Source organism: Vibrio sp. S234-5 (genome assembly GCF_000960595.1).
In the GTDB taxonomy this organism is placed as follows: Bacteria; Pseudomonadota; Gammaproteobacteria; order Enterobacterales; family Vibrionaceae; genus Vibrio.
The window spans coordinates 172,718-193,140 of sequence record NZ_JZAM01000360.1 but is presented as its reverse complement, the minus strand read 5'-3'; the positions used below and the strand labels follow the sequence as shown (position 1 = coordinate 193,140).

Here is a 20,423-nt window from a genome sequence, read left to right as displayed (position 1 = left end):
CTCAATCGCCCAATGTCGTTCCTGCCGAGATCAATAATGGACGGGTGCTTTGTAGAAATGGTTTTCAACCAAGCGTTGTGTGATCGGGTGTTGAGGATCGCCAAGGACCAGTTGTGTCTCACCAGACTCGACCACATCGCCATCATGCATCACCATCACTTTGTCCGTAATGTGTTTGATGATACCGATGTGCTGCGAGACGTAAACAAACGACACACCCATCTCTTCTTGAAGCTCAAGAAACAGGTTGATGATCTGCGAACGCATGGCCATATCCAAACCGTTGAGTGCTTCGTCGGCGACAATAATCGAGGGTTGCAGAATCAGCGCTCTGGCCAAACAAACACGCTGCTTTTGCCCGGCGGCCAGCATCTGCGGGTAAAAGTAGGCATGTTCAGGCAGCAAGCCAACGCGCAGTAAAGTGTCTTTAACACGTTTGAGACGCGCTTCTGGTGGCATGTTGGTGTTTCGCTTCAGCGGTCCTTCCAAAATGCGTCCAATCTGAATACGCGGGTTGAGCGAAGTGTTGGGATCTTGGAATATCATTCGGATCAGCTTGCAGCGCGTGGCGTAATCTTTGTGCTCCAGTCTTTCACCATTGACGCGTATCTCGCCTGAGGTGGGTTCAACCATCCCCGCCAGCATGCGAGCCAGAGTCGATTTTCCAGAGCCATTTTGACCGATAAAACCGATCGTCTGCCCTGCTTCTAGGGTAAAACTCACCGGTTTGACCGCATGCTGAACTTTGCGTCTAAACAAGCCTGAACGAGTGACAAAATCTTTGCACAGATTGTCCACTTCCAGCAGAGCACTCATGAATCTTTCTCCGTATTAAGAGGGAAATGACAACTGAACTTGTGATTTTTAATTCGTCTTGCGTAAGGGATTTCCACACATTGACGCTGTGCGTATGGACAACGAGGACCAAGTCGACAGCCTATTGGCAAATGTTGCAGAGGCGGAATGGAGCCGGGCAACGATTGCAATTTCTGCTTGTGCGGGATCCAGTGGTTAAAATCAGGCATGGCTTTGAGCAGAGCATCCGTGTACGGATGTTTAGGCCCTTCCAAGATTTTGTCGGTATCTGCCGATTCGACCGATTGGCCACAATACATCACAGTGATGCGGCTAGCCCACTGGGTAATGTTGGTTAAATCGTGGCCGATCAACAAAATAGTGGTGTTGTTGAGCTGATTCATACGACTGAGCAGACGCAAGATCTGATTTTGCGTGATCGGATCTAAGTCATTGGTCGGCTCGTCAGCGATAAGCAGCTTTGGTGCGGTGGCGATGGCCATCGCAATCATCACTTTCTGACATTCCCCATCGGTTAGCTCATAGGGGTAGCTTTTCATCAAGCGCTCGTGATCTTTGATACCCACTTTATGTAGCAAGGCAATCGCACGTTTTTTACGCCATTTCAAACGTTCCCACCATTTTCCATCGAAAGTGCGCGATGGAATCGATTCAATCAACTGATGGCCAACCTCTTCAGAAGGATCCAAACAGGTCGAAGGTTCTTGAAAGATCATCGCGATATCGCGGGCGATGACGCGACGGCGCTCGCTCGGAGTGAGCTGGAGCAAGTCGATGTTGCCGAGTCGCATACGGTCTGCGGTGACTTTCCAGTTATCCTTACACACGCCGACAATCGCTTTCGCGACCAAGCTTTTGCCCGACCCAGATTCGCCCACCAAACCACGAATTTCCCCTTCATTCAAGGTTAAACTCATTCGGTCAACCGCTTTGACCAAGCCTTGAGGGGTTTCGATTTCTATCGTCAAATGACGAATGTCTAGCAGCGGCATTATTCAATCCCCGCATTGAGCGCGCGGCGCACGCCTTCGCCGACTAAGTTGATCACCACCACAGTAAACATGATCGATAATCCCGGCAGGGTGACCGTCCAAGGCGCTAAATAAATCAGTTCAACCGAATCACCAATGATTGCGCCCCATTCGGTACTGGGCGCTTGTGCGCCAAGGCCAAGAAAACCGAGTGCGGTGACATCGAGAATCGCCACGGAGAGCGCCAACGTCAGCTCAGCGGCGACAACCGTCAGCACATTCGGCAATATTGAGTTCCACAGCAAGTAGAAGTCATTTGCTCCATCAAGCCGTGCGGCCATAATGTAGTCTTTCTCTACCTCAGTATGCACCGCAATGTAAACCGAGCGAATAAAACGCGGGATAAGCGCCAAACACACCGCGAGCAGCACCGTCATCTCGCCAACGCCGAAAAACGCGACGAAAATGATCGCCAAAAGGAGCGAAGGTATGGACATAATGGTGTCGAGCAAATGGTTTAAGGTACTCGACAACAGGCCTTTGGTCATGCCAGCCAAAATGCCGATGGCGCAGCCAATCAAAGCGGCGATAGCTGTGACGATCACGGCAGCACCGAAGGTCGGTTGAGTGCCCATGATCAAACGCGACAAAATATCGCGGCCAAGGTCATCGGTACCGAGAAAATAATCCACTGTGCCTGCTGGGTTCCATGAAGGCGGATGCAAAAGTTGGCTGGTTTGCGCTTGTGGATCGTAAGGTGCAAGCAGAGGCGCAAACAGCGTGACGAGCGTGATCAACGCCAAACACCATAAACCAAACATTGCGAGATTATTACTGCGGAAACTACGCCAGAAACGCTCGAATTGCGTTGGAATATGCTCTTCCTGGTAGACGCTATCGGTTAGCATACCATTCCTTCCTTACCAGAGGGTTTATCATCGCGCCAATCAGATCAGACAGAATATTCGCCGTCAGAACCAGCGTCGCCACTACCATAACGCCCGCTTGAATGGAGGCATAATCTCGGTTGGAGAGGGCATCAAGCAGCCATCTTCCCACGCCAGGCCAGTTAAAGATCGACTCGGTAATGATAACCAGCGTCAGCATACTGGAAAGTTGTACGCCCACTTTGGGGATAATTGGCGGAATGGCATTGCGCATTACGTGCTGGGTGACGATCTGCCGAGTGGTCAAACCTTTGATGCGAGCTGCACGAATGTAGTTCTGGCTCATGACATCGGCCACAGAAGCGCGCATCAGGCCAATCACCTGTGTGGTTGGCGCGAGTGCCAGTACCAAGCAAGGGAGCACTAAATGCTCAAGCACACTTTGCAGTGCGTGCGCTTTGTAAGGTCCTTGAGCCAAAAACGCATCAACAATAGCAAACCCAGTGACATGAGGGATCTCGTAAAGCAGATCGTAACGGCCAGAAACTGGGAAGAGTTCAAAGTGCAACGAAAAAACCATCAACATTAGCAGTGCGACCCAGAAAAGCGGCGCAGAGTATCCCGACATCGAGATGAATGAGATGGTGGTGTCGACCCATTTTCCTTGCTTCATTCCCGCAATCGTGCCAAACGGAATACCGATAAATAGCGCCAATAGAAAGGCCAAAATACACAACTCAAGTGTCGCGGGAAACACCACTGCCAGCTCATCAAAGATTTGGTTGCCATTCTTACTCACGCCAAAATTAAGTTGAGTTAGTTCGCTGAGATAAAGCTGCCAACCTTGCCAAAAATCCGCTCTCGCCCAGACCGAATCAGGCTCTAGGCGCAGAATGGAAAAGCCAGCGATGGTAAGCATCGTCAGCGTAATGACAAACAGATTCAGTCGTCGAACCGAGTACCAAAACATTAATAGGTTCTCTCCACACTGTCGAAAGGTTGCGAGTTAAACGGGCTGGATTTAAAACCAACCAGAGATTTGTCGTGGGCGCGGAATTGCACGCCGTGTGCCAATGGAATGGCAGGGAAATCCTCATTGAGGATGTTCTGTGCTTGGCGATATAAGTTTAAACGATAACGATTTTTTTCGGTTTCAAGCGCGAGATCGAGCAGAAAATCGAAGTCGCTGTTGCACCACATCGCCACGTTAATGCCAGCAAGCTCAGAATTACACGACAGCAGCGGGCGCAGAAAGTTATCCGGATCGCCTGTATCAGCGACCCAGCCTGTGAGAATCAGATCAGCGGCCGTTTCATCTGGCAATACTCGTTCGAAACGCTCTTCATAAAGCAGATTAAGTTGAATCCCAACATCGGCCAGATTGGCTTGAATCAGTTCTGCGGTTTTACGTGGGCTCGGATTATAGGCACTCGGCTCTGAAGGGACCCACATAGATAGCGTTAATCCGCTTTCATAGCCCGCCTCACGCAGCAGGGCTAAGGCGTAGTTGCGGTCAAAACGAATCTTGACGCTGTCTTTTTGGTATGCCCAAGAGCTTGGCGGCAGCAAGGTGTAAGCGATGGTCCCCGTGCCATAGTAGACAGAATCAAGGATATTTTGTCGATTGATGGCCAAGTTGAGTGCCTGTCTAACACGGACATCTTGCAACGCTAGATGGCTGGTATTGATGGCAATAAACGCAACGTTCATGGCAGGTGTCGCCGTTAGAACCATGCTGGGGTGCTGTTCAATAACGGGGATCTGACTCGATATGGGGGAACTGAGCACATCACATTCATTGCGCAGTAACTTAGCCAAAGTGCCTGTTCCGCGCTGAGAAATATCGAACACCACTTGCTCCATCTTAACTGGCCCGCGCCAGTAGTGCTCATGGCGGCGCAGACGAACCAGATCATTGATTTGGTACTCTTCGAGCGCAAAAGGTCCACTACCAACAGGGTAGAGGTCCATTTTCTCTTTGCTGTCCTTTTGTGCCAGTTGGTGGCCATACTCAGCGGAAAGGATCACGGCGTGGCTAGTGGCGAGATTCGATAAAAAAGCAAAGTTAGGACGGCTGAGAATGAATTTTACCTGATGATCGGAAAGTGCAACCACATCGGTCAATAAGTTCACCAGATCAATACCCGTAAACCAAGGATAACTGCCACCGCCAACCAAATGGTAGGGATGTGTTGGATCAATGATACGACGAAAGCTGAACACCACATCTTGCGCATTGAGGTTGCGAGTTGGGGTAAACCATGCCGTCTTTTGAAACGCGACATCAGCTCGCAAATTAAAAATGTATTCGGTGCCAGATTTATTCACCTGCCAATCCTGGGCAATACTCGCGATCGGTTGGTGTGTGGTGGGATCTAACGTGAGGAGAGTATCGTAAATTTGCGGACTCAACGCGTCTGCGGTAATCCCGCTATCAATGAGCTGAGGGTTAAAAGTTTTCAGATTACTCTGGCCGCAGAAAACAAAACCGCCCTTACGGATTTCTGTGTGGTCAACTTCATTACCACATCCCGTAAGTAGGCCGATGCCAATCAATCCGAATGCAAGCTGTATCAATGTTTTCATAAAATGAAACGTTTCATATGGATGAGCTGAGAATCAGCGTCAAAATAGCGCACTAATCTACCATTTTTATCACTGGGGTCCAAACACAAATTCGTTTTTCAGCAAGGCGTTATCAAGGCAATTTTTCTTATGGGAAGAAGTATTCCACCTGAATAAACCAACTCGCGCGATTGTGTTAAGTGTAACATTGTCACGCTGCTTTTTCGTGCTAGGTTAGGCTAGTTTTGCCCAACTAATGCGTATTTTCTCACCATGCCGCGAAACTGATGATAACTCAAGCCGAGCAAGTCAGCCGCTTGGCGTTGATTGTATTTGCTCTCTTCCAGTACTTGTGTGAGCAGCAAAATATCTTGATTCTCTTGCCACTGCTTATAATCCAATGGGAAATTAAACTGGGTGGAGGGCTGATCCGTCGTTGCGCTAGGGCGGCTCTCTTTCTGGTTGGCGGGCGAAGCCGCCGGAGTCACTACAGCGTGTTTCTGTGTCCAACTGGTGGCAAATGGATTGAAACTCAATTCGTCAATGGGGTCAGGGTCGACTCCGTGACGGTAGATAGCACGTTCTACCACATTCTTTAATTCACGCACATTGCCCGGCCATGGGTATTCGTTCAACTGGTTTTGGGCGTTTTGCGTAAAACCGACGAAGTAATCGAGTTTTAGCTCGCGACACATCTTGATTGCATAATGTTCGGCCAACAATAAGATATCTTCTCTACGCTCTCGAAGCGGCGGCAACATAATGACGTCAAACGCTAGCCTGTCTAACAAGTCGGCGCGAAAAACACCGCTTTCTGCCATTTGCGGTAGATCGGCGTTAGTCGCGCAAACTAGACGTACATCGGCGGTCAGTGCTTGGTGGCCGCCAACCCGTTCGTATTCGCCGTATTCAATCACCCGAAGTAGCTTTTCCTGAACCATAAGCGGTGCTGTTGCCAGTTCATCAAGAAATAAAGTGCCACCTTCAGCCCGCTCGAAACGGCCTTTGTGCTTTCCTTTTGAACCCGTGAACGAGCCAGATTCGTGACCAAACAGTTCGGAGTCAATCAGACCCTCGCTGAGCGTTGCGCAATTGAGTGACAGCAATGGCTTATCCCAACGCTTTGAGAGATAGTGAAGCCGCTGGGCTATCAACTCTTTTCCCGTTCCACGTTCGCCAATGATCAAGACAGGGCGTTCAATAGGTGCCAATTGCGATACTTTGTCTAGCACAGCAAGAAAAGCCGGCGATTCACCGATAAGGTTTTGCTTCATAACATCCTTCTCATGGTCAGCAGAGGCGAAGTGGTAAAATTTGCCAAAAATTGGTGAGAATCATCATAGCATAGTGTGGTGTTCAGACAAGCGACTTGCTATCTGTATGAAAAAAAAGAAAAATTTAAGTTGGCACGCTTGTTGTTATACCTTTAGCAACCAAGTATTTTATGTCGTGCACCCTAACACAGCGCACGAGTCCAGAGAGCCACAGAGGAGTTTCATTATGGGCATTTTTTCTCGCTTTGCAGACATTATCAATTCCAACATCAGCGCATTGCTCGACAAGGCTGAAGACCCGGAAAAAATGATTCGTCTCATTATCCAGGAAATGGAAGACACACTCGTTGAAGTGCGCACCAACTCCGCTAAAGCGTTAGCGGATAAAAAAGAGCTGGCGCGTAAAGTTGAAGCGATGGAAGCACAGATCGCCGATTGGCAACAAAAAGCGACCTTAGCGTTGACCAAACAGCGTGAAGATCTGGCGCGTGCCGCGCTGATTGAAAGACAAAAATTGCAAGATATTATCAAAGGCTTGCATACTGAACAGACATTGGTCGAAGAAACCATCGAAAAGTTGACGGGTGAAATCGGCAAACTGGAAACCAAAATTGCCGAAACACGTGCCAAGCAGCAAGCGTTGACCATTCGCAATCAAGCGGCGTCAAATCGTCGCGATGTACAACGTCATCTAAGTTCTGGCCGCACCCATGAAGCGATGGCCAAATTTGAACAATACGCCCGTAAAGTCGATGAGCTTGAAGCGGAAGCGGATCTCTACGCCAACAGTGGCGCGTCCAAGTCACTTGAACAAGAGTTTGCCGAACTTCAGGCGCAAGACGAAATTGAACAAGAGCTGGCAAAGCTAAAAGAACAAGTTAACTCACAAGAAAAATAATCCAAGGAGCCACTATGACGACATTTATGATCGCTGGACCATTAACTGTCTTTCTGATTTTTGTCGCACCACTTTGGCTGTTCCTTCATTACCGTAGTAAGCGCAAAGCCAGCAGCGGGCTATCGAATGTCGATCTGCAAAGGCTAGAGTCTCTATCGGAACGGGCAGAATCGTTGCAGAACCGACTAGAGACTCTGGAACGCATTCTCGACGCAGAAACACCTGATTGGAGGCGCAGATATGAGTGATAGAGAACTGTACCGTGACCCGGTGAATGGCAAACTTTCTGGAGTATGTGCGGGCATTGCCAACTTTTTCGGTGCGGAAGTGTGGCTGATTCGTATCTTGGTGATTTCGGCGGCGCTACTCGGCGGCAGCTTTCTCGTTATCTTGGCCTATGTCGCGATGACGTTGACGCTGGAAAAGCAGCCGATAAGATATGAAGAAAATCTCAAGGCAAAACATGAGCACAAACTCAAAGCAAAGCCTTGGCAGGCAGGGCAAAGCGCGGAAGAACTGCTGTCTGTGTTGGAAAAAGACTTTAGTAAAATTGAAGGCAGGGTACGCGATATGGAAGCGTATGTGACTTCTGATACGTTCAAAGTGAACCGCGAGTTTAGCAAGCTCTAAGCGAGCCAAGTGCCAGTCAAATCAAACAAAAAAGTGAGAGCAAGCTTCAGGCTTGCTCTTTATTTTTGCTGTTCCACCGAGAGTTCAGCAACCTGAACTGGAACAAAAAGCATACGTCATCTAAGGTTTAGTTACTTAAATCTAACCGGATGATTACCATGAGAAGAGCGTTTGTTTTTCTGGCGGTTGCGGCAACAGTCAGTGGTTGTGGCCGAGAACTCCCGCCAATTCCCGAACCAGAATCCAGGCCAGCTAAGTTATTTACTGTTTCCGTTGGCAATTCCCAATTTGAACGTACTTTTCCTGCCGTTTCAGAAGCTGGCGACAAAGCCGTGCTGACCTTTCGGGTTCCTGGGCAGTTGCAAACCATTGAAGTAACCGCAGGGCAGCGAGTGAGTAAAGGCCAAACGCTGGCCACTCTAAATCCTGACGAATACGCCTTACTTAGCAAACAAGCCAAAGCGAATTTTACCTTGGCTGAAGTGCAATATGAACGCTTTAAAAAACTGCGCGCCGACAAAGTGGTTTCAGAACAAGACTTTGACCAGGCTCAAGCCAATCATAAATCGGCACGTGCCACCTTAGAGCAAGCGGAAGCCAACCTGCGTTACACTAAGCTTGTCGCTCCTTACGACGGTACAGTATCACTGGTTATCGCGGAGACGCACGAATACGTTGGCGCGAAGCAGACGGTCATGAATATCCAGAGCAATCAACTGTTAAAGGTGATTTTCCAATTGCCGGACCATCTGCTCGGGCGTTTTTCATCAGAAAAAGAGCCCGTTGCCAGTATGAAGTTCGATGCTTTCCCTGAGCATGAATTTCCGTTGCGTTTTCAAGAAATAGATACTGAATCAGACTCCACAAGAGGCAGTTACAAAGTTACCATGATTATGGAACGCCCCCAAGATTTAGGGGTATTACCTGGCATGGCTGGCAATGTGCGTCTTGTGGCGTCTTCCAATGCCGCAACGCAGATCCCGCAAAATGCCATTTTTATGCGTGAGCAACAGCAGTATGTCTGGCGTGTGGATGAACAAGGTATTGTTCAGGCTGCGCCGATTGAACTTAATCCTAAGCGTGAAGTATTGAGCGGTCTTCAGGATGGCGACAAGATCATTATTTCTGGTGTCAGCGGTATAGAGGCAGGAATAAAAGTGCGTGAATGGATCAAAGAGCGAGGGCTGTAACGTGAAGCAATGGACATATTTTAGCGCGTTGGCATCCCTCTCGCTGTTGAGCGGATGTGGTGAAGGGCAACAAGCCACCGCCCCTGTTATTCCCAACGTAAAAGTGGCAAGTCAGGTAGACAGCTCAACACCAGACAATCTCTATTTTCCTGCGGTGGCTCATGCCGCGCAACGGTCTCAGTTGGGCTTTCGTGTTGCTGGTGAGGTCACTAATCTGCATGTTCGTGAAGGGGATAGGATCCTTAAAGGCGCAATGATCGCCGAACTCGACCCAACCGACTATCGATTAGACGTTGAAAATGCCCAAGCGCGCTTTTCCGTGGTAGACAGCCAGTTCAACCGCTCCAAACCTCTGGTTGACAAAGGACTGTTGGCAAAATCGCAATTTGATGAAATTGCGGCACAAAGAGAAATTGCCCTAGCCGAATTAGAGCTGGCTAAATTACGCCTCTCATTTACTCAACTGAAAGCGCCGATGGATGGCATAATTTCTCGGGTCAGTGTTGAGAAGTTTGAGAATGTTCAAGTTGGCCAGCAAGTGGTCAACATCCACAGTTTGGATGCCGTGGAAGTGCTCATACAGTTGCCCGATCAACTCTATAGCAACCAGCCATCCCAAGAAAAACTTTCTCATGTCCAAGCGAGTGTCCGTGTTCCTAGTGGCAATGAATATATGGCAAGCATTCAAGAGTTCACCACAGAACCCGATCCCGCAACGGGCACGTTTACCGTCACCTTGTCGATGCCAATGCCTGAAAACGAGTTCATTCTTGATGGCATGGCGGTTGAAGTGACGACGAGAGGAGAGCAGGTGGGATTGGAGCTCAATCGAGGGATCCGAGTACCAATCGAAGCGGTGTTCAATGCTGATGGCGATCCGCTGGATACGGACAGCAAGTTTGTCTGGATTGTGAACGCCGATAGCACGGTAAGTAAGCGCAAAGTTGTGGTCGGTAAAGCCTCGAAAGAGAGCGTGCAGATCTACCAAGGCTTAAACAAGGATGATCAAGTCGTGGTCGCGGGAATTGCCAGACTGCGGGATGGTATGGCGGTAAACGTGATTGCTCAGGAGGCTAGCAATGACTGACAACAAACAACACTCGCCTCAAAGCGACCAAGAAATAGCGGGAATTGCGGCCTATTTTATTCGTAATCGTGTGATCAGCTGGATGATTTCGTTGATTTTCTTGATTGGTGGTACGGCGGCGTTTTTTGGTCTGGGGCGTTTGGAAGACCCTGCTTTTACTATTAAAGACGCCATGGTGGTGACCTCCTATCCCGGAGCAACACCGCAGCAAGTCGAAGAAGAAGTGACCTACCCGCTAGAGAAAGCCATTCAACAGCTTCCGTATGTAGACGAAGTGAACTCCTTGTCGAGTCGAGGCTTGTCACAAATCACCGTCTCAATGAAAAGGAACTACGGGCCAAATGACTTACCGCAGATTTGGGATGAACTGCGTCGCAAAGTCAATGACTTGAAAGGCCAGTTACCGCCGGGTCTCAATGAGCCGCAAGTGATTGATGATTTTGGTGACGTGTATGGGATTTTGTTGGCGATTACCGGAGAAGGTTACAGTTACAAAGAGTTGCTGGATTACGTCGATTATTTGCGCCGAGAGCTGGAACTGGTCGATGGAGTCAGTAAGGTATCGGTGTCTGCGCAGCAACAAGAACAAGTGTTTATTGAAGTTTCGATGAAGCGCTTGAGTAGCCTTGGTCTTTCTCCCAACACAGTGTTCAACTTACTTTCAACGCAGAATGCGGTATCGGATGCCGGAGCGATTCGCATTGGTGATGAGTACATTCGCATACATCCTACTGGTGAGTTTCAGAATGTGGATCAACTGGGCGATTTGATCATCACAGAGAATGGTGCGCAGGGGCTGATTTATCTGCGCGATGTGGCAGAGATCAAACGTGGGTATGTTGAGGTTCCTAGCAATATCATTAACTTTAACGGTAAGTTGGCGCTGAATATTGGCATTTCATTCGCTCAAGGTGTCAACGTGGTGGAAGTCGGCAATTTGTTTGATCGACGTTTGGCCGAGCTAAAATACCAACAACCCGTTGGCATCGACATAGCAGAAATTTACAGTCAGCCGAAAGAAGTGGATAAATCGGTCAGTGGGTTTGTTGTAAGTCTCGGGCAAGCCGTGGCGATTGTGATCATTGTCTTGCTGTTTTTTATGGGATTACGTTCAGGGTTACTCATTGGTTTGATCTTATTGCTGACGGTGCTCGGTACCTTCATCTTCATGCTGTATTTTAAGATCGATTTGCAACGTATCTCCCTAGGGGCTTTGGTTATCGCGCTGGGGATGCTGGTCGATAATGCCATTGTGGTGGTTGAAGGTATCTTAATTGGCACGCAAAAAGGACGAACACGTCTTCAAGCCGCGACGGATATTGTCACGCAAACCAAGTGGCCTTTGCTCGGCGCCACGGTGATCGCTGTAACGGCATTCGCACCGATTGGTTTGTCACAGGACGCATCGGGTGAATATTGTGGCACGTTGTTTACGGTTCTATTGATTTCTTTAATGTTGAGCTGGTTCACCGCTATCTCCCTAACCCCATTTTTTGCCGATCTCTTTTTTAGAGGACAAAAGGTAAATGCGCAGCAAAATGGCGACGAGGTTGATCCCTACAAGGGAATGATTTTTATCGTATACAAAAACTTTCTCGAATTCTGTATGCGGCGCGCGTGGCTGACGATAGGGGTATTATTAGTCGGTTTGTTCGTCAGCTTGTATGGTTTTACCTTGGTTAAACAGGCGTTTTTCCCATCGTCGACGACGCCGATATTCCAAGCGGACATCTGGTTGCCTGAAGGCAGTGATATTCGTGCGACCAACACCAAACTCAAAGTATTGCAAGATTGGTTGGTAGAACAAGACGGTGTAGAACATGTAACGACAACTGCTGGTAAAGGCTTGCAGCGTTTTATGCTGACTTACGCGCCTGAGAAAAGCTATGCCGCTTATGGCGAAATCACGACGCGCGTGACCAATTACGAAACACTGGCACCTCTGATGGATAAGTTTCGCCAATATGTCGGTAATCACTTTCCTGAAATTAACTACAAACTGAAACAGATTGAATTAGGTCCTGGTGGTGGCGCGAAAATCGAGGCGCGTATCGTCGGATCGGATCCGACAGTGCTGCGCTCCATCGCATCACAGGTGATGGACGTGATGTATGCAGACCCCGGCGCGACCAATGTCCGTCACAATTGGCGAGAACGGACCAAAGTACTTGAGCCGCAATTTAATGAAAGCCAAGCACGACGCTATGGCATCACCAAGTCGGATGTGGATGATTTCCTCGCGATGTCGTTTTCTGGTAAGGCTGTTGGGGTATACCGTGATGGCACAACCTTGATGCCTATTATGGCGCGTTTGCCTGAAGCTGAGCGTGTTGATATTCGTAATATCGAGGGGATGAAGATCTGGAGCCCAGCTTTGGGTGAGTATATTCCATTGCAGCAGGTCACCTTGGGTTATGAACTCAAGTGGGAAGACCCCATCATAGTACGGAAAAACCGCAAACGCATTCTCACGGTGATGGCCGACCCAGACATTTTAGGTGAAGAAACCGCCGCGACACTACAAACGAGATTGATGTCAGCAATTGAAGCGATTCCGATGCCTCCCGGCTATTCGCTAGAGTGGGGCGGCGAATATGAGTCATCAAGAGATGCGCAAGCATCGCTGTTCCAGACCATGCCGATGGGTTACCTATTCATGTTCCTGATCACCGTGTTCCTGTTTAATTCGGTTAAGGAACCTCTCATCGTATGGTTAACCGTGCCCCTGGCGGTGATTGGCGTGACGACGGGTTTACTTGCACTCAATACCCCATTTGGCTTTATGGCGCTGCTTGGTTTCTTAAGCCTCTCGGGTATGTTGTTGAAAAATGGTATTGTGCTACTGGATCAGATCGAAATAGAAATGAAATCGGGTAAAGACCCTTATATTGCGGTGGTTGATGCCTCACTCAGCCGTGTGCGTCCGGTGTGTATGGCGGCGATTACCACCATTTTAGGTATGGTGCCGTTACTGCCTGATATTTTCTTCAAGCCGATGGCAGTGACAATTATGTTTGGTCTTGGATTTGCTACAGTACTGACATTGATTGTCGTACCTGTGCTGTATCGTCTGTTCCATAAAGTGGCTGTGCCGAAATAAGGCACGGGAGAGCGTTGATTTGATGCGCTTTGTTTGGTGAGGTTATCGTGACCGCAAAGCGCATTGTTTAGGGATAATTGAATGACAGAACAGAATACCTGTGCATGGGCGATGAACCACCCCTTGGAGCGTGAATATCATGACGCTGAATGGGGGAAGCCTGTTTTTGATGACAAAAAATTATTTGAGTTTATTACCTTAGAAGGTGCTCAAGCCGGGTTAAGCTGGATTACGGTACTGAAAAAGCGCGAAGGTTATCGTCAGGCATTTGAGGACTACGATTTATCGCTTCTCTCTACGTATGGCGAAGAGCGTATCGATCAAATTATTGAACGATTTGATGTGGTGAGACACAAAGGCAAAATTGCTTCGGTGTTCAGTAATGCAAAAGCGGCGATTGCACTACAACAAGAGTTTGGCTCACTCAGTAACGCGTTGTGGCAGTTTGTCGAACATAAACCAATGGTGAATCCGTGGACGTCGATGCAGCAAGTGCCTGCATCCACCGAGCAATCAAAAGCAATGAGCAAGTTTTTGAAAAAGCGTGGATTTAAGTTTGTTGGTGAGACAATTTGTTACGCCTTCATGCAGGCGGTTGGTATGGTCGATGATCACGTGGTCGGCTGTCCTTGTAAAGCGCAACACTAACTCGGGCGTGAGTAAGACAAATCCTTTAACACAACTCGCCCTCCACAACGGAGGGCGAGTCACATCTTGATTACTGACTGAGCTACACCTCTTTTTCTATCAGTACGGCGTTGTAGCGTTCAAGCCCGGCTTGTAGATCGGCAATCAGGTCGTTGATATCTTCCAGACCAATATGTAGGCGAATGAGCGTGCCTGTAAAATTGGGATTGGCGATGGTGCGCAGGCTGTTAAAGCTCTTCGGTTCATTGGCCAAGATCAAGCTTTCAAACCCACCCCAAGAGTAGCCCATGCTAAAGTGCTGCATTCCATCTAGCAGTGCCGTGGTCGCTTTTGGACAGCTGGTTTTTAGCACGAATGAAAACAGTCCGTTGCCACCGGTGAAATCGCGCTTGAAAAATTCGTGCCCCGGACAGCTCGGTAGAGCAGGGTGGCGAACATGGTCGACTTCGGGGCGCGTTGCGAGCCATTCGGCAACTTTTAGGCTGTTTTCCGCATGCTGGCGCAGACGCACGTCCAAAGTACGAATGCCGCGTAGGCCAAGATAAGCGTCATCTGGCGAAACGCACTGGCCCATCAAGTAGCTTTGCTCGCGCAGTTGATCCCAGTATTGCTCGCTGGCAACCGCGGTGCCTAACATCACATCGGAATGACCAACGATGTACTTAGTTGCTGCTTGAATGGAAATATCGACACCATGTTCAAATGGCGAGAAATTCACGCCTGCCGCCCAGGTGTTATCCAGCATCACAATGATGCCGTGCTCGTGAGCGATGCGTGCGAGTGTCGGAATGTCCTGTACTTCCATGGTGATAGAACCCGGAGATTCGGTAAACAGCACTTTGGTGTTCAGTTTGATCAGTGAACGGATGTCTTCACCGATCATCGGATCGTAATAAGTGGTCTCAACGCCGAATTTTTTAAGGATTTTGTCACAGAAGTCGCGGGTGGGTTCATAGCAGGTATCCACCATCAATAGATGGTCGCCGGACTCGACGAACGAAAGAATCGCGTTACTGATGGCTGCGGTGCCGCAGGGGTAAAGCGCACAGCCCGCGCCACCTTCAATTTCCACCATCGCTTCTTGAAAGGCAAAGTGCGTTGTCGTACCGCGACGTCCGTAGAACAAGGTTTTGTTGGCGCGATTCACCATCGCATGATGCTTTTCCGCCACACTCTCAAAAACGACAGTCGAAGCGCGTTGTACTGGAGGGTTTACCACTCCGTTGGTCCACTTTTTGTTGCGTCCCGCCGTCACGAATTTTGTTTGTTTGCCTTGCGACATATCAGTTCCTTGTCCTAAATAAGAATCCTCTATTTAAAACATGGACAGCAGGGGATTGGCAAGGGGACAAGCCAAACAAAAAAGCATTTCTTAAAAGCGTTTGGCCTAACGTTCACAGCAGAGGATTAAACAGATAGAAGAGCCTTTCAAGGAAGCGAGAATAGAGGCTGCGTTCATTCCATTGCTGTAGTCGCAGTTTATGCGACTGCGCTTTATATTCTTGCTGGAGCTGGTGCATCTCTAAGGTAAATTGCAGATCCTCAATAGCGAGAGTGACTTCGAAGTTCAGCCACAGGCTGCGCATATCAAGATTCACCGTGCCGACTAGGCAGAATTGCTTATCGATGACGACCGATTTGGTGTGCAGTAAGCCGCCGTAAAACTCATGGATTTTCACACCCGCTTCCATTAGCTCAGTGTAAAACGCGCGTGAGGCCCACTGCACCATCATAGAGTCGTTCTTGTGCGGAATGATCAACTCAACCTGAATCCCTCTTTGCGCGGTCATTTTGAGTGTTTCGAGCAAATCGGTACTTGGCACAAAGTAAGGGGTTGTGATTGTCACCGAATGGTTGGCTTGGTTGATCGCCAGCGTCAGCGCTTGATAGATCAGATACTCAGGCATACCTGGGCCAGAGGGAACCACCTGGATGGGATGCTTATGCAGCTCGGCATCCAAAGGGCATTCGGGCAATCTTGGTAAGAATCGAGAGCCAGTCTCCACTTCCCAGTCCCAGCAATGGATGGCTGAGAGCACATTCACCGTAGGCCCGGTGATACGCACCATGATGTCGATCCACTGTCCGACGCCGCTGCTCTGTTTGAAAAAAGCCGGGTCAACCAGATTCATCGAGCCTGTATAAGCAATTTCATCATCTATAACGATGATCTTGCGATGTTGGCGCAAATCGAGTCGTCGTAAGAATATCCGCCAAGGGCTCACTTCTAATGCCTGAACCACGTGAATGCCGGCGGTTTTCATCATCGAATACCAAGGGCTACGGAAAAAGCGCGGGCTGCCTGCGGAATCGAGCAGCAGTTTCACATCCACCCCTCGTTTGGCTGCTTGAATCAGTGCGGAGGCCACCGAATCCGCGAGCCCTCCGGGATGCCAGATGTAAAACACCATACGAATGCAACTTTGCGCCGCTTCGATATCGCGAATAACAGAATGCAGGATCTCGTCTGGTGAGCGTTGCAGCGAAAGCGAGTTACCGCTTAGAGCGGGTAAGCCGAGGCGATTGTTACACAGCTCATCTATCCGATAGATATGGTGCCCCATCGACTCTGGCGTGTGTGCTTGGCAATCGTTCAACTGCGCAAACCATTTGGCGTAGGGAGTAAACATCTCTTTGGCTCGCTCGGCGCGTTTACGACCTAAGTTCAACTCACCAAACAGGAAATAGCAGGCAATGCCCAATACAGGCAAGATGTAGATGATCATCAGCCATGCCAGCGAGACGCTCACGGCCCGTCGCTTCAACACGACTCGCAAGGTGACCCCGGCAACCAGTACCCAATATAAACCGATGCCAGCAAGAGTAAGAAAGTGGTAGAACTTATCCATCATGATCTCTAAACATTTTTTCTCGTTTTTGATAGTAAGCGCAAACGCACCAATTAGGAATAGGTAGCAAATGATACCAGTATCACGCAAACAGAATGAATATGTTTAAAGATTGTTAACAACAGGTCATAAATGTTGCATTGTGGGTAAATAATCAGCGATTAATGATGATTATTACAGTTGTGGTAGGAAATTATGTCAGCCGGGCTTCCAATTTTATGCTCAAACTGATTTACTTGCCACATTCATCACGTGGCCGATATTTTCGATGGGTGTACAAAAATTATTACACCTCACGTTTGACGCCGAAACAAGATAAAAAGCACACACAACAGCGGTAACAATTATGGCAAGTAACAATCGAGGCCACTTCTCATCGAGACTTGGCTTTATTATGGCGGCGGCAGGTTCGGCTGTCGGTCTTGGTAATGTTTGGGGATTCCCAACCAAAGCGGCGAGCAACGGCGGCGCGGCATTTTTGGTGATCTATTTGGCGATGGTTTTCCTACTGGCATTTCCTATGCTGGTGGCAGAATTGACGATAGGCCGTCATGGTCAATCGAACCCGATTGCTTCACTGCGTAATATTTGGACGAAAAATCGCGCAGCCGCAGGCTTGTTTGGTTTGATCGCCATGATCGCCGCTTCCATGATCCTCAGTTTTTACTCAATTTTGGCAGGTTGGTTGATGGGCTTTGCCGCAGCACCTGCATTGGAAGTGGTCGGTTTACAAAGCGCAGCTGACTGGCTGGTCAACTTCGGTGGTGCACGTAACGTCGTCTTAGCCGTTCTATTCTCGCTGTTGACTATTCTTGTAGTGCAAAAAGGCGTCGCCGATGGTATCGAAAAGTGGTCAACTCGCTTGATGCCTATGCTGTTCGTTCTTTTTGCTGTGATGATCGCGTACATCTTTACTCAAGATGGAGCGATGGAAGGTCTGAAAATGTATCTGATTCCAGACATTTCCCACATCACGGCAAGCTTGATGGTCGATGCGATGGGACAAGCCTTCTTCTCTCTCTCTTTGGGCGTGGGCTCAATGATGGTGTACGGCTCTTACCTGCAAAAAGAGGTCAATATTCCCAAAACCGCAGGTCAAGTTGCGGCAATTGATACGGGTGTCGCGTTTGCGGCGGGCTTGCTGATTCTTCCTGCGATGTTTGTTGCCAAAAACAACGGCGTGCAAATTTTTAACGACGCAGGCCAGTTGATGAGCTCTGGTGACTTGGTGTTCGCGGTGCTGCCTGCGATGTTTGATACCATGGGCGGGATCGGCGTGATTCTGGGTATCGGTTTCTTTGTCCTGATGGTGATTGCCGCGCTCACGTCTTCGATCTCTTTGCTGGAGGTGCCTGTCTCCTGTGCGCAAGACGAGCTGAAAATGGAGCGCAACACCGCGACTTGGCTCATTGGTGGCGCGATCCTCATTGTCAGTATTGTCATTTCGCTGAATTTTGGCGCTCTGTTTGGTCTAGTTGCTGATATTTCAACCGTTTACATGCAGCCACTGCTTGGTGTGGTATGGGCTATCGTGGTGGGTTGGATCTGGAACCGCAACAACCTGCTCAACGAACTGAAAGAAGGCAACCCAGACATCGCTCAGGGCCTGTTTTGGAAAATCTGGCCTTGGTATGTGCGCATCGTATGTCCGGTAGCGATCATGGCTGTGTTCCTCTTCTCGATTTTATAACCTTTTAAGCCCCGCAAGGGGCTTTACTTCTTGCGGCTGTGTTACTGGTATTCAGAGTGAGAAAAGGTATACTTCGCCCCTCATAATGAAACCAGCCATGATGATGGCAGCCACCCGAAAGTTACTTGACTACCATGTTTGACATTCTGTTTACTCACCCTGATTTTCTCATTATCAACAAGCATCCCAATGTCTCCGTACACAAAGATGATGGTGAGACCATGTTATTGCATGAAGTGGCGAAGCGAAGTGGTGACACACAGCTCTATCTGATCCACCGTCTCGATAAAATGACCTCGGGCATTTTATTGCTTGGTCGACGCGCAACTGCGGCCAGTGCGCTTTCACGCGCTTTTGCCGAGCGTAAGGTAGCCAAATTTTATCTAGCGCTTGGAGCTAAAAAACCGAAGAAAAAGCAAGGGCTGGTGATTGGCGATATGGAACGCTCGCGCCGCGCCGCGTGGAAGTTACTCAGCAGCAAGCATAATCCTGCGATTACCCAATTTTTCTCTTTGGCGGCAGAGCCTGGAGAACGACTGTTTTTATGCAAGCCGCACACGGGGAAAACCCACCAGATCCGCGTCGCGCTAAAATCGGTTGGTTCCGCGATCATCGGCGATGCTATCTACAATGCGGGCAGTGAAGCAGATAGAGGCTATTTACACGCATTTTGCCTCTGCTTTTCCTACCAAGATGAAGCGTTCCACTTTGTCTGCGACCCGCGACACCAGCCTGCGTTGGGGGAAAAATGGAATAGCGATGTGGTTTCACAAGGCATTGAAAGCTGGCTGACGCCTTGGCAGTTGTCGTGGCCTACCATCAAATAATCAAACAACCCATCAAAAAGAGAATTCAATGCAAGTTTCCCAACTGACGCAGTTTTTTCAACATATCGAAGCGCAATTGGCGAGTGTACCTGATGAAATACGACGTCTGTTTCACGGCCGTGGTCGCCGTTTTGTTGGCTTAGAACAAATCACTTGTGATTGGCTGCAAGGGCAGATGGTCGTCAATCTATTTCATCAAGTTGACGAAGACTTTTTGACTGAGCTAAGAGCGGGTTTACTGCGCTTTGCACAGTCGGATATCTGGCGAGAGAAGCAAGGCCGATGCATGCTGATCCAACATCGCTACGCAGACGGTGCGCCGTCAGAAGTGCTGCTGGGCGATCTGGATGCACGTCCTGTGGTAGTTGAAAGTGGTCTTAAATATCAATTGGATATTGGACGAAATCAAAACTTTGGCCTGTTTTTGGACATGCGCTTTGGTCGTGATTGGGTACGTGAGCACGCTAAACAGAAGAATGTGCTCAATCTGTTCGCCTATACCTGTGGCTTTTCGCTGGCGGCGATCGCCGGAGGGGCGGACAAAGTGGTCAACGTCGACATGGCGAAAGCCTCCCTTTCCAAAGGGCGTGAAAACCATAAACTCAATGGACACAACCTCAATCAGGTGTTCTTCCTTGGCCATGATATTTTTAAATCTTGGGGCAAAATCAAAAAGGCAGGCCAATACGATTTGATCATTATTGACCCACCTTCGTTCCAAAAGGGCAGCTTTGCGCTGACATCCGATTACAAGAAGATTTTACGCCGTTTACCCGACTTACTCGCCACGGGTGGAGAGGTGCTGGCCTGCGTTAACTCGCCTTCCGTGAGCAGCGACTTTTTGATTGAAAGTATGCAAGAGGAAGCGCCATCACTGACTTTTCGCGAACGTTTGCTCAATCCGCCGGAGTTCATGGACATCGACAGCGAAGCGGCGCTGAAAGTGCTGCGCTTTAGCTAACGTCACATCGCCAAAACTGCCACATCGTCA

18 protein-coding genes are annotated in these 20,423 nt (G+C 49.0%); 10 read left to right on the top strand and 8 right to left on the bottom strand.

The window, feature by feature from the left end:
- Positions 1-30: 30 nt before the first annotated feature.
- From UF06_RS19945 to pspF, 6 genes are all read right to left on the bottom strand, one after another.
- Positions 31-816, bottom strand: coding sequence for an ATP-binding cassette domain-containing protein (locus UF06_RS19945; protein ID WP_045571975.1), 786 nt, complete (start codon positions 814-816; stop codon positions 31-33).
- Complete coding sequence (locus UF06_RS19940) at positions 813-1,808, bottom strand: oligopeptide/dipeptide ABC transporter ATP-binding protein (RefSeq protein WP_045571974.1); 996 nt, start codon at positions 1,806-1,808, stop codon at positions 813-815. Before UF06_RS19940 ends, UF06_RS19945 begins: the two co-directional genes overlap by 4 nt.
- On the bottom strand, positions 1,808-2,695 hold the full coding sequence (gene sapC, locus UF06_RS19935; protein WP_045571973.1) for a putrescine export ABC transporter permease SapC: 888 nt from the start codon (positions 2,693-2,695) through the stop codon (positions 1,808-1,810). The genes UF06_RS19940 and sapC overlap by 1 nt, the downstream gene beginning before the upstream one ends.
- A complete protein-coding gene (locus UF06_RS19930) occupies positions 2,682-3,644 on the bottom strand; it encodes an ABC transporter permease subunit (protein WP_045571972.1) in 963 nt (320 codons plus the stop codon). Before UF06_RS19930 ends, sapC begins: the two co-directional genes overlap by 14 nt.
- The gene (sapA, locus tag UF06_RS19925; RefSeq protein WP_045571971.1) at positions 3,644-5,260 is read right to left on the bottom strand and encodes an ABC transporter substrate-binding protein SapA; all 1,617 of its coding nucleotides are present in this window, start codon (positions 5,258-5,260) and stop codon (positions 3,644-3,646) included. The genes UF06_RS19930 and sapA overlap by 1 nt, the downstream gene beginning before the upstream one ends.
- 218 nt (positions 5,261-5,478) lie before the next feature.
- Positions 5,479-6,513 (bottom strand): phage shock protein operon transcriptional activator, encoded by a 1,035-nt coding sequence (gene pspF / locus UF06_RS19920; RefSeq protein WP_045571970.1) that lies wholly within the window; start codon positions 6,511-6,513, stop codon positions 5,479-5,481.
- A 226-nt stretch (positions 6,514-6,739) separates the two neighbouring features.
- Between pspF and pspA the strand changes: the two genes are divergently transcribed.
- From pspA to UF06_RS19885, 7 genes are all read left to right on the top strand, one after another.
- A complete protein-coding gene (gene pspA, locus UF06_RS19915) occupies positions 6,740-7,411 on the top strand; it encodes a phage shock protein PspA (RefSeq protein ID WP_039429618.1) in 672 nt (223 codons plus the stop codon).
- Between the two features lie 14 nt (positions 7,412-7,425).
- Positions 7,426-7,659 carry an envelope stress response membrane protein PspB gene (gene pspB, locus UF06_RS19910; RefSeq protein ID WP_045571969.1) on the top strand — a complete coding sequence of 78 codons (234 nt, stop codon included), beginning with the start codon at positions 7,426-7,428 and terminating at the stop codon, positions 7,657-7,659.
- A complete protein-coding gene (gene pspC, locus UF06_RS19905; RefSeq protein WP_045571968.1) occupies positions 7,652-8,041 on the top strand; it encodes an envelope stress response membrane protein PspC in 390 nt (129 codons plus the stop codon). Before pspB ends, pspC begins: the two co-directional genes overlap by 8 nt.
- Positions 8,042-8,199: 158 nt before the next feature.
- The gene (locus UF06_RS19900; protein WP_045572067.1) at positions 8,200-9,231 is read left to right on the top strand and encodes an efflux RND transporter periplasmic adaptor subunit; all 1,032 of its coding nucleotides are present in this window, start codon (positions 8,200-8,202) and stop codon (positions 9,229-9,231) included.
- Positions 9,203-10,318, top strand: a complete 1,116-nt coding sequence (locus UF06_RS19895) for an efflux RND transporter periplasmic adaptor subunit (protein ID WP_171816763.1) — start codon at positions 9,203-9,205, stop codon at positions 10,316-10,318. The genes UF06_RS19900 and UF06_RS19895 overlap by 29 nt, the downstream gene beginning before the upstream one ends.
- The gene (locus UF06_RS19890) at positions 10,311-13,418 is read left to right on the top strand and encodes an efflux RND transporter permease subunit (protein ID WP_045571966.1); all 3,108 of its coding nucleotides are present in this window, start codon (positions 10,311-10,313) and stop codon (positions 13,416-13,418) included. The genes UF06_RS19895 and UF06_RS19890 overlap by 8 nt, the downstream gene beginning before the upstream one ends.
- Positions 13,419-13,499: 81 nt before the next feature.
- The gene (locus UF06_RS19885) at positions 13,500-14,066 is read left to right on the top strand and encodes a DNA-3-methyladenine glycosylase I (protein WP_045571965.1); all 567 of its coding nucleotides are present in this window, start codon (positions 13,500-13,502) and stop codon (positions 14,064-14,066) included.
- 82 nt (positions 14,067-14,148) lie between these two features.
- Here UF06_RS19885 and UF06_RS19880 read toward each other — a convergent pair whose 3' ends face one another.
- Together UF06_RS19880 and cls are read right to left on the bottom strand one after the other, a co-directional pair.
- The gene (locus tag UF06_RS19880; protein ID WP_045571964.1) at positions 14,149-15,348 is read right to left on the bottom strand and encodes a cystathionine beta-lyase; all 1,200 of its coding nucleotides are present in this window, start codon (positions 15,346-15,348) and stop codon (positions 14,149-14,151) included.
- Between the two features lie 112 nt (positions 15,349-15,460).
- Entirely contained in the window at positions 15,461-16,915 is a 1,455-nt protein-coding gene (cls, locus tag UF06_RS19875; protein ID WP_045571963.1) for a cardiolipin synthase, read from the bottom strand.
- 346 nt (positions 16,916-17,261) lie between these two features.
- On the opposite strand from cls, the gene UF06_RS19870 reads away from it, so the two are divergent.
- From UF06_RS19870 to UF06_RS19860, 3 genes are all read left to right on the top strand, one after another.
- Positions 17,262-18,605, top strand: a complete 1,344-nt coding sequence (locus UF06_RS19870) for a sodium-dependent transporter (RefSeq protein ID WP_045571962.1) — start codon at positions 17,262-17,264, stop codon at positions 18,603-18,605.
- 134 nt (positions 18,606-18,739) lie between these two features.
- The gene (locus UF06_RS19865; protein ID WP_045571961.1) at positions 18,740-19,432 is read left to right on the top strand and encodes a TIGR01621 family pseudouridine synthase; all 693 of its coding nucleotides are present in this window, start codon (positions 18,740-18,742) and stop codon (positions 19,430-19,432) included.
- 28 nt (positions 19,433-19,460) lie between these two features.
- Complete coding sequence (locus UF06_RS19860; RefSeq protein ID WP_045571960.1) at positions 19,461-20,393, top strand: class I SAM-dependent methyltransferase; 933 nt, start codon at positions 19,461-19,463, stop codon at positions 20,391-20,393.
- Positions 20,394-20,423: the final 30 nt, after the last annotated feature.

Coding starts and splice junctions, on each gene's coding strand:
- UF06_RS19945 (WP_045571975.1), bottom strand. CDS start 816: ATGAGTGCTCTGCTGGAAGTGGACAATCTGTGCAAAGATTTTGTCACT.
- UF06_RS19940 (WP_045571974.1), bottom strand. CDS start 1,808: ATGCCGCTGCTAGACATTCGTCATTTGACGATAGAAATCGAAACCCCT.
- sapC (WP_045571973.1), bottom strand. CDS start 2,695: ATGCTAACCGATAGCGTCTACCAGGAAGAGCATATTCCAACGCAATTC.
- UF06_RS19930 (WP_045571972.1), bottom strand. CDS start 3,644: ATGTTTTGGTACTCGGTTCGACGACTGAATCTGTTTGTCATTACGCTG.
- sapA (WP_045571971.1), bottom strand. CDS start 5,260: ATGAAAACATTGATACAGCTTGCATTCGGATTGATTGGCATCGGCCTA.
- pspF (WP_045571970.1), bottom strand. CDS start 6,513: ATGAAGCAAAACCTTATCGGTGAATCGCCGGCTTTTCTTGCTGTGCTA.
- pspA (WP_039429618.1), top strand. CDS start 6,740: ATGGGCATTTTTTCTCGCTTTGCAGACATTATCAATTCCAACATCAGC.
- pspB (WP_045571969.1), top strand. CDS start 7,426: ATGACGACATTTATGATCGCTGGACCATTAACTGTCTTTCTGATTTTT.
- pspC (WP_045571968.1), top strand. CDS start 7,652: ATGAGTGATAGAGAACTGTACCGTGACCCGGTGAATGGCAAACTTTCT.
- UF06_RS19900 (WP_045572067.1), top strand. CDS start 8,200: ATGAGAAGAGCGTTTGTTTTTCTGGCGGTTGCGGCAACAGTCAGTGGT.
- UF06_RS19890 (WP_045571966.1), top strand. CDS start 10,311: ATGACTGACAACAAACAACACTCGCCTCAAAGCGACCAAGAAATAGCG.
- UF06_RS19885 (WP_045571965.1), top strand. CDS start 13,500: ATGACAGAACAGAATACCTGTGCATGGGCGATGAACCACCCCTTGGAG.
- UF06_RS19880 (WP_045571964.1), bottom strand. CDS start 15,348: ATGTCGCAAGGCAAACAAACAAAATTCGTGACGGCGGGACGCAACAAA.
- cls (WP_045571963.1), bottom strand. CDS start 16,915: ATGGATAAGTTCTACCACTTTCTTACTCTTGCTGGCATCGGTTTATAT.
- UF06_RS19870 (WP_045571962.1), top strand. CDS start 17,262: ATGGCAAGTAACAATCGAGGCCACTTCTCATCGAGACTTGGCTTTATT.
- UF06_RS19865 (WP_045571961.1), top strand. CDS start 18,740: ATGTTTGACATTCTGTTTACTCACCCTGATTTTCTCATTATCAACAAG.
- UF06_RS19860 (WP_045571960.1), top strand. CDS start 19,461: ATGCAAGTTTCCCAACTGACGCAGTTTTTTCAACATATCGAAGCGCAA.